Annotated in this window: 8 protein-coding genes; 3 read left to right on the top strand and 5 right to left on the bottom strand. The window is 33.9% G+C overall.

Annotated elements, in window-relative coordinates; translation table 11 throughout:
• The 5 genes from N4A40_04430 to N4A40_04410 all read right to left on the bottom strand — a co-directional run.
• On the bottom strand, window positions 1-315 hold a 315-nt coding region (locus N4A40_04430), incomplete at its 3' end, for a DUF1934 domain-containing protein (protein ID MCT4661087.1).
• Window positions 302-1,153, bottom strand: a complete 852-nt coding sequence (gene murI / locus N4A40_04425) for a glutamate racemase (GenBank protein ID MCT4661086.1) — start codon at window positions 1,151-1,153, stop codon at window positions 302-304. The genes murI and N4A40_04430, both read right to left, overlap by 14 nt.
• 4 nt (window positions 1,154-1,157) lie before the next feature.
• Window positions 1,158-1,853: a GntR family transcriptional regulator gene (locus tag N4A40_04420; protein MCT4661085.1), complete on the bottom strand. Its 696-nt coding sequence runs from the start codon at window positions 1,851-1,853 to the stop codon at window positions 1,158-1,160.
• 84 nt (window positions 1,854-1,937) lie between these two features.
• Window positions 1,938-2,786, bottom strand: a complete 849-nt coding sequence (gene ispE, locus N4A40_04415) for a 4-(cytidine 5'-diphospho)-2-C-methyl-D-erythritol kinase (GenBank protein ID MCT4661084.1) — start codon at window positions 2,784-2,786, stop codon at window positions 1,938-1,940.
• Between the two features lie 141 nt (window positions 2,787-2,927).
• Window positions 2,928-3,173: a Veg family protein gene (locus N4A40_04410; GenBank protein ID MCT4661083.1), complete on the bottom strand. Its 246-nt coding sequence runs from the start codon at window positions 3,171-3,173 to the stop codon at window positions 2,928-2,930.
• Between the two features lie 446 nt (window positions 3,174-3,619).
• On the opposite strand from N4A40_04410, the gene N4A40_04405 reads away from it, so the two are divergent.
• The 3 genes from N4A40_04405 to N4A40_04395 all read left to right on the top strand — a co-directional run.
• Complete coding sequence (locus tag N4A40_04405; GenBank protein ID MCT4661082.1) at window positions 3,620-5,422, top strand: heme NO-binding domain-containing protein; 1,803 nt, start codon at window positions 3,620-3,622, stop codon at window positions 5,420-5,422.
• A gap of 364 nt (window positions 5,423-5,786) precedes the next feature.
• Window positions 5,787-7,820, top strand: a complete 2,034-nt coding sequence (locus tag N4A40_04400; protein MCT4661081.1) for a transporter substrate-binding domain-containing protein — start codon at window positions 5,787-5,789, stop codon at window positions 7,818-7,820.
• On the top strand, window positions 7,804-8,979 hold a 1,176-nt coding region (locus tag N4A40_04395), incomplete at its 3' end, for a sigma-54 dependent transcriptional regulator (GenBank protein MCT4661080.1). The genes N4A40_04400 and N4A40_04395, both read left to right, overlap by 17 nt.

Here is an 8,979-nt window from a genome sequence, read left to right as displayed (position 1 = left end):
TTTCATCTCATGAGTGTGAATCGTTATATCCATATAACCATAAGGAGTAATATACTTGCTCTCAGTAGTTTCTTTTAGTTTATATATCATTGCAGAATCGTGATCTGTGTATCTTATGATTTCAACAACATCTTCCGATTCGTCTACTTTTATAAGTGTTTTAACACCTTCCATACCAGATAGTTCCGTTTCCATGTACGTGTAGTATTTTTTACCACCTTTTTGTGCAAACTTACCCTCTGTAACAAAATCCACCTGCTCTGAATCATTCATGTTTTTTTGGTGGGCTTTTATAGTAATCCTAACAGGTTTCATCTGTAGTCCTCCCTGAATCTAATTCTTGAAAAATCCCCTTGTTGTGATGTACTTCTTTTATACACTCTATGGTTTTTTGTAAAAATGTCTGTCCAACGCTTTTAAAATTCTCTACATCATCACTGACAAAAAAGTTCAAGCTACCAAGACCTTTTTGCTCGTTTAGCCATTCTTCATCTTTGAGATATCCCTTTAATTGTTTTGATGTTTCAAACGCTGGACTTACAAGTCTCACTCCATCTCCTACAACTTTTTCTATAGTATACCTAAGTATAGGGTAGTGAGTACATCCCAAAACCAATGTATCTATTTCATAATCTTTTATATCCATTAAATATTTTTTTGCAGTCAGATACGCCACGTCAGAATCTCCCCAGCCCTCTTCTGCTATCTGAACGAACAGCGGACACGCTTTTCCAACTATCTCTATATTTGAATCTAGCATAAGTATTTTTTTCTGATATTCACCACTGTTTATAGTTCTTCTAGTCGCAATTACACCTATTTTGCCATTTTTGCTGACTTTGACAGCTGCTCGTGCACCAGGTTCTATAACGCCAAAAACTGGCACATCATATCGTTCTTTCGCCTCTTCTAAAGCACTAGCTGTAGCACTATTACATGCAATAACAAGGGCTTTCACACCCCTTTCTACTAGAAAATCTAAGCATTCAAATGTATAGCGTTTAACTGTTTCTTTCGATCTAGTACCATATGGTATCCTAGCTGTATCTCCAAAATATATGAAATCTTCATTCGGAAGCAAGCTTATGAGTTCTTTCAAAACCGTAAGTCCTCCGATACCAGAATCAAATACTCCTATAGGTTTTGTATTCATGAAATCACTCTCCTGCGTTTTGTTGATTTTCAAGCGTTTTTATATGATCTTTTATAAAATTCTTTATCTGCTGAATGTGAGCCTCGGCAGCACATCTAGCTCTCTCTTCATCTCTCGAAACTATAGCCGCTATGAGTTCTCTATGCTCTTTTATGATATCTTCAGCATTTTGAGTTGCCGTCAAATACGTAACTCTAAATTGTTGTACTTTTTCACTAAGCCCATCAACTAAATTCATAAGTATATGGTTATTAGCTGATTCAAATATAATCTCGTGCATTTCCTTATCGTATCTAATAAGCTCATCTCTATCCATAGCTTGAGCCGCATTTTCAAATGCATTTGCTTTATTTCTCATTCTGTCTAAATCTTCTTCACTCATATACTTTGCTGCCATTCTCGCTGCTAGCCCTTCAAGCGATGCTCTGACTTCTAGTACTTCAACTATATCTTGAAGTGACATTTCCGATACGTAAGCTCCTTTTCTAGGAACCATAGTAACTATTCCCTCTAATTCTAATTTTCTGATAGCCTCTCTAACAGGGGTTCTACTAACACCTAATTTCTCTGCTAATTGAACTTCCATGAGTCTCTGACCAGGTTTCAAGTCACCATCAATAATTGCCTTTCTAAGTGTTTCAAATACCACATCTCTCAGTGGCTTGTAATTATCCAAGTTTATCTTATTTAATGAATCCATATTATTTTCCCGTCTTTGCTCCTGCAAAAACGCCTCCTCTCAATCTCTATATTTTATTTTCTTGTGTGCATTGTGTAGTATGTATTATATGGTCTTAGATTTGATAACTGTAGCATATTCATCTTTTATGTCTCTATAGCAAGATTCTAATTTGTCTTCATCGTCAAATAGTGCAAATACAGTCGGGCCACTCCCGCTTATCATTGCTTTTAACGCCCCTTTACTCTCCAATAAATCCATCAAAACCCTAAGGTCTTTGTGCTCAGATTCTGTAACATCACCGAGTACATTGTGCATAGATTTTACAAGTTTCTCTAAATCGCCGTCTTCTATGGCTTTCATCGCCGCTCTCGTGTCTGGTTTTGTATGATTTACTTTAAGGTCTAGTAATTTAAATACACTTGGTGTTGAAACCGCGTACCCAGGGTTAACTACGAGTATTAAATGGTCTTTAAAACTCTTTAATCTTGTCAATTTTTCTCCAATACCTTCCGCCAATGCAGTTCCCTTAAATATGCAAAATGGAATGTCTGCTCCTAATTTCACGCCCAACGAAATCATTTTTTCTATGCTCAATCCTAGATTCCAGTGCTCATTCAATGCTTCGTATGTAGCCGCTGCATCAGCACTGCCTCCTGCAAGACCTGCCGCTATTGGTATGTTTTTTTCAATGTTTATGCTTACTGGTTTGACTTCAGGTTTTAACATTTTGAGCTGATTATATACCTTATAAACTAGATTATCTTCACCAATGGGTAGTTTTGATGAACTAGTCGTAAGTTCAAATTTTTCGCTATCTTCCACTGTTATGCGGTCACAGAGGTTTATGCTTTGCATGATCATAGCCATATCGTGGTATCCATCATCTCTTTTTCTTAAAACGTCTAGTGTCAAATTAATCTTTGCGTAGGCTCTTTTTTGTGTTTTTTTCATACAATCGCCCCCAAAATTCATTATATCATATGAGTTTCTGGCTTGCATACAAAAATCACACATCATTTTTAGTTTCTAACAAATTTGAGATGTACATACAAAAAAGAGAGCTCAACGCGCTCTCTTCCATGTCATTTATGTCTAAATTATCTCTTGCTGTTCACACTCTTCACAAACTGTCAATTCTACTGTAGATGTCAATATATCCGAATAACTATAGCTAACACGTCTTGACTGCTCATACGCACCTTCTACAACTATTGTGAAAACGCTCGGATATGCACTCTCTATGATGCCCTCGTTAACAACAATCTTTTTTCGTCCTTTGTCAGCTTTGAGTTTAACTCTAGAACCAACATGATCTTGAACATTTTGTCTGATCGTCATAAGTCGATTAAAATTATTTGGCAAATGATCACCTCATCTCGTTATTTTATGACAAATTTATATTTGAATTTTATCACAATTTTGATTTTTTGTCAAACTTAACAGAATATTGTAATACTAAGTACATAGCTATGTCAAGAAGTTTTTTTACATAGATTTTACATATTATTCACAATATATTTTTATTTTACAACCTCCACTTACACATACACTAGATGTAGTGGCTGTAAATAATTTCAAATCACATTCAACGAATAATCCATGTATGTATTTTTTTATGTTTTTCAAATAAATCGCTAAAAATGAATTATGATACCCTTCATTTTTTCACTGTGTTAATTGTTCAAATCGATAATATTAGTTGATTGTTGTAGATTCAAAGAGGTATAATAGTAATGATTACAAATAATGACAGTTTTCATTTTTTCAAAGGAGGTTTTATACATATGAAAGGTACCGTTGTTTCAGCTTGGATTAAAACTTGTAGGAGAGTTTTTGGACACGATTTAACACGAGAAGCTCAAGAAATGGCCAAAATGAATCCAGATCATCTTTATACTCCAACTGAAGATGTCGAAGATACCCTTCCAAATCGAATGGTGGAGTATATCGCAAAAAAGAAAAGCATAAGCGTTTATGAAGTTTGGAAAACAATAGGCATTGACAATATCATATCGTTCCAGGAAGATTATCCCGGATTTTTCAGGCACGACAATCTCTATTCTTTTTTGAGGTCTATGTATGATGTCCATGTTGTCGTTGTAGAAAAAATTCCCGGAGCTAAACCTCCAATTTTGGGAGTTCATCCTATAGATACTCATAAAGCCGAAATGACTTATAAATCAACAAGGGGTATGTTTGGATATTTTCACGGTTTGATAGAAGGTGCTGCAAAACATTTCGGAGAAAAAATACATGTTGATGTGATAGAAAAGTCAAATGATTATACAAAAATCAATATTACATTCGAAGATCAAATTTATTTCAAGAAAAAATATCCGCTAAATAGATTTCTATCTCTTGGTTTTATAAGAAAAATCGAAACTAAAATAGCTGTAGGTTCTCTGTTGTTCGCTGGAATACCTAGTGTCATACTCTCAAACTGGCTATCTGGTTATTCTATCGCAGCTGCTAGCATCGTACTTTATTTCATAGCAAATCAAATAATTGGAATGATTCTAATGATGCCTAAATCAGCTATATCAGAACAACTTAAAACTATGAGTGAGCGAAATTATTCTGTAGATTTTAATATATCAACTAAGGACTGCTTTGAAAACATAAATGAACTAGTTAATGATTACAAAAACACTCTAAAAACTGATTTCGTAAGGTTTAACGCTCTTACAGATGAGCTTAATAGTTTTGGACAAAGATTCAACGAGATATCTAGAACACTTTCAGACACTGCTGAAGAAATAGCAGATGTGGTAGATCAAGTTGCAGAAGGTGCTGTTAATCAAGCTGAAGAAACAGAGAGTTCAGCATCACTACTCTACACAAATATAGACACTCTAAATAGAATCGTAGATATGGAAAATGAGGGTAAGGATAATCTAGAATCAACAGTTACAATGATAAATGCGAGCTATGGTGATTTAAGTCGCACATCTCAAAATCTCGAAAAAATGATGGGTGAGTTTTTCACTGTAAAGGAAAATTCTGTGGAATTACAGGAAAAAGCTAAGGATGTTACTGAAATAGTTTCTACCGTAGAAGCGATTTCTAACCAAACTAATTTGTTAGCTTTAAATGCTGCTATAGAAGCTTCACGTGCAGGTGAAGCTGGACGTGGTTTTGCCGTTGTTGCCGAAGAAATTCGAGGGCTTGCAGAACAAACAAATAGAGCTGTGCAGGATATAAATGAAAATCTACTTTCATTTATAGGCGACATCGACTCTCTAGGTTCACAGGTCTTGAATCAATACAATGTGCTTGTTACTGAAAATGAAAGTCTACAACATGTTGCAACTAACAACAAAGACGCTGTAGATGCCATAGATAAGGTTTCTCAGACTCTAATAAAAATGATTGATGATTTGACTCATGAAACAGAAGCTATAAATCAATTGTCTGGAAATATACAAAATCTAGCTGCCATTGCAGAAGAAAATGGTGCTTCTTCTGAGGAAGTAAGTGCGAATGTCACTACCTTCACTTCAGAACTTCAGAATATGATAAAAAATATAGAGCAGTTTAAGGTTGTAACAGAAGGATTCAGTGAGGATTTAGGTAAGTATCAAATGTAAAAACACGTAAATTCTATCTATCAATTAAAACCCGCTAGGCTTGTGGCAGGGTAAAACAATACCTTTTTTATAGGTTTAGTGGGGGAATATGTCACATAAACAATACACGTATCACACATTATTCATATAAGTTTGTATTATACTAAATGTGCAACACAATTAAAACCCAATAACAAACCCTAGAAAACTGAATGCAGTTTTCAAAAACCAAAACCCAATGAAATCCCCCAGAGCTAATAGCTCTGGGGGATTTCCGTTTCAATGTTTTTCTTATTATTTTTTGAGAATCAAATTTTGTGCTATAATAAAACTGTAGTTTCAAAAATGAAAACGTTTACCCTTTGTATTTACAGGAGCTTTTATTATGTATAAAAAAATATTTATGTTACTCTGCGTTGTGCTTTTTTTGAGTCTTTGGATTGGAAATGAGTACGTTAAAATGCACTATAATCTTTCTCTAATAGAATATTTAAAAGACGACTCTGAACTTAGTCAAGATGAGATTAATTGGCTAAATAAAGAAGATGTATTGATTTATGGAGCTAATTACAAGTCTCCACCCCTAAGATCTATAAATGAAAAAACTGGGCAATATGAAGGTCTAGTAGTTGATTATATAAGACAGCTCTCACTAGAATTGGGTTTAAATATTCAGTCTAAGCCTCTTATATGGCATGATTCTCTAACTCAATTAGCTGAAGGAAAAACTGACTTTTGTGATATGTATATATCTGAAGAACGAAGTAAGAATTTTGATTTTTCACTCCCCGTTTACTATCAACGCGGAGTTATTGTCGTGGCTAAAAATACAACTGAAGTAACATCGTATAAAGATTTAGATGGCAAAAAAATAGCTGCAGTTAAAGGTGATTACGCTTTCGAATTTGTAGATCTTGAATCATTAAATGTATCAAAATTAGAGTGTAAAGATTTAAAAGAGGCCATCGAAGCGCTCTCAGCAGGAAAAGTCGATGCTGTTTTAGGTGATGAATCTGTTATAAATTACTATATGATTCAAATGAATCTCAGCTCTGATTACATAATACTTGACGATGCTCTTTATGAACGACCTGCAGTATTCGGTGTAAAAAAAGGAAACGATAAATTATTAAGTATTTTAAATAAGGGTATTCGAAGATTGAATCAAAAGGGCTCTTTAGACAAAATTTACGAAAAGTGGTTTGGAATAACTCCACTTATAACAAAAGATAAGAGTCAAGAAAAATATATACTTATAACAAAGTCATTAATTGCATTTATATTGTTTCTAGGCATTAGTTTTTACGTGCTAAACATAGAACTAAAAAGAGAAGTTGTAAAGAGGACTAGAGAACTTTCTATATCAAAAAATGAGCTACAAACAACATTTGATGGTTTGACATACCTCATGGTTGTTATAGATAGAAATTGTATTGTAAAAGAAGCAAACACCGCTCTCTGTAAACAAATACGGTATCCGAAGGAAAAAGTTATCAATCATCATTGCACTTCCATAAATGGTATTTTAGGCACGGATTGTTCTAATTGTCTCATGAAACAATCTTTTGAAGAAAACCGACAATTGTCTAAGGAAATAGAATATGAAAATAGAACTTATAAAGTAACTACATTTTTGTTAGAGACATTTCCAAATCTAGTAGATAGGGTATTGGTAATGATAGAAGACATCACCGATTCTAAGATAAAAGATCAAATCATGCTGCAATCTAGTAAAATGGCTGCCATAGGTCAGCTTGCTTCTGGTGTTGCACATGAGATTCGAAATCCACTTGGACTTATACGAAATCATTGCTACCTTATGAAAAATAGTTTAGATGAACCAGATGAACTGAGCGATTCTATATCGTCTATAGAATCCTCTGTAAATAGAGCAAATAAAATAATAACCAATTTGCTTGATTTTTCAAGATTGACTGGAAATGAAATTCAATCTGTAAATATTTATAATTTTTTAGAAGAACTTTCGGTTCTAAATTCAAAGAACTTTGCTAAAAAGAGAATTAATTTTTCTATTGATTTCGATAAAAATCTAATTCTCGATTTAAATACAGAATCTCTAAAGCATATTTTAATCAATCTAATAGAAAATGCTACTGATGCTATAAAAATTGATGGCAATATAAATATAAGTGGTTACTATAAAGACGATATACTAACTATGCAAGTCTCTGATGATGGTGTAGGCATGGATGAAAACACTATATCAAATGTTTTTAATCCTTTCTTTACAACAAAGGGCCCTCAACAAGGAACTGGTCTTGGACTGTACATCACCTACACAGAACTTGAAAAAATGGGTGGTAGAATATCTGTCGAAAGCAAATTAAATGAAGGAACCACATTTACTCTAGCAATTCCTAGTCATAAGGAGGATATAAACCATGACAAAAAACTTTAGCGTTTTAATAGTTGATGATGAAGCTGCTTATAGAAGCGTTTTATCTAAAATACTTTCTAAAAATGGCTATAGCTCACAAACTGCCGAAAGTGGGAAAGACGCACTAGATATGCTTAAAAAACAGCACTTTGATTTAGTTTTAACTGACTTAATAATGGGTGGTATGACCGGTATGGAGCTTTTAGAAACTATAAAAAGTGAATTTACAAAAACCGAAGTCATAATGATAACCGGTCACGGTACTATAAAAAATGCTGTAGAGGCTATAAAAAAGGGAGCTTTTTCTTATTTCATAAAGGGAAATGATCCCGAGGAACTTTTGCTTGAGATACGTAAAATTTCAAAGCTTATTACGCTTTCTAACGAAAATTTAGGTCTGAAATCTAGTAATTCTGACGATATACTCTTAAGTTCTAAAAACAAAGCTTTTTCAAAGTTATTAGCAACTGCTAAAAAAGCTGCACAGAGCGATGCAAACATACTTCTTCTAGGTGAATCTGGAGTAGGTAAAGAAGTGTTTGCGCATTACATACATCAAGCTAGTTTGCGCAAAGATATGGCATTCGTGCCAGTCAATTGCCATGCTTTTCAAGATACTTTATTGGAGTCAGAATTGTTCGGACACAAAAAAGGAGCTTTCACTGGGGCAAATGAGGACAGAATCGGCAGATTCGAGAGTTCTGATGGTGGAACACTATTTTTAGATGAAATTGCTGATACTCCTCTTTCTACTCAAGTAAAATTACTTAGGTCTATCGAAACTCATCAAATCGAGCGTTTAGGCTCTAATCAGATTATAAATGTCAACTTTAGACTAATAGCCGCAACAAATAGAGATATAAAAGAAATGACTTTAAATGGAGATTTTAGAGAAGATTTCTATTATAGAATAAGCACCATAACATTGGAGATACCTCCTTTAAGAGAGCACCGTGAGGATTTACCTGACTTAATTGATTTGTTCATATCTAGATATTCAGATGCTACTAAGAAAAAAATCAAAGGTATGGAAGCTAACGTCAAAAAACTTCTACTCAGTTATAGTTATCCTGGTAATATACGTGAACTTAAAAACATAATAGAACGATTAGTTGTTCTTTCAGATGATGGTTTTCTAAAATATGAAGATTTACCTCTTTTGGACTTAGAGTCTCATGCA

The organism is Tissierellales bacterium (assembly GCA_025210965.1).
In the GTDB taxonomy this organism is placed as follows: Bacteria; Bacillota; Clostridia; order Tissierellales; family JAOAQY01; genus JAOAQY01.
The sequence above is the reverse complement of the archived record's forward strand: the minus strand, read 5'-3'. Positions and strand labels throughout refer to the sequence as shown.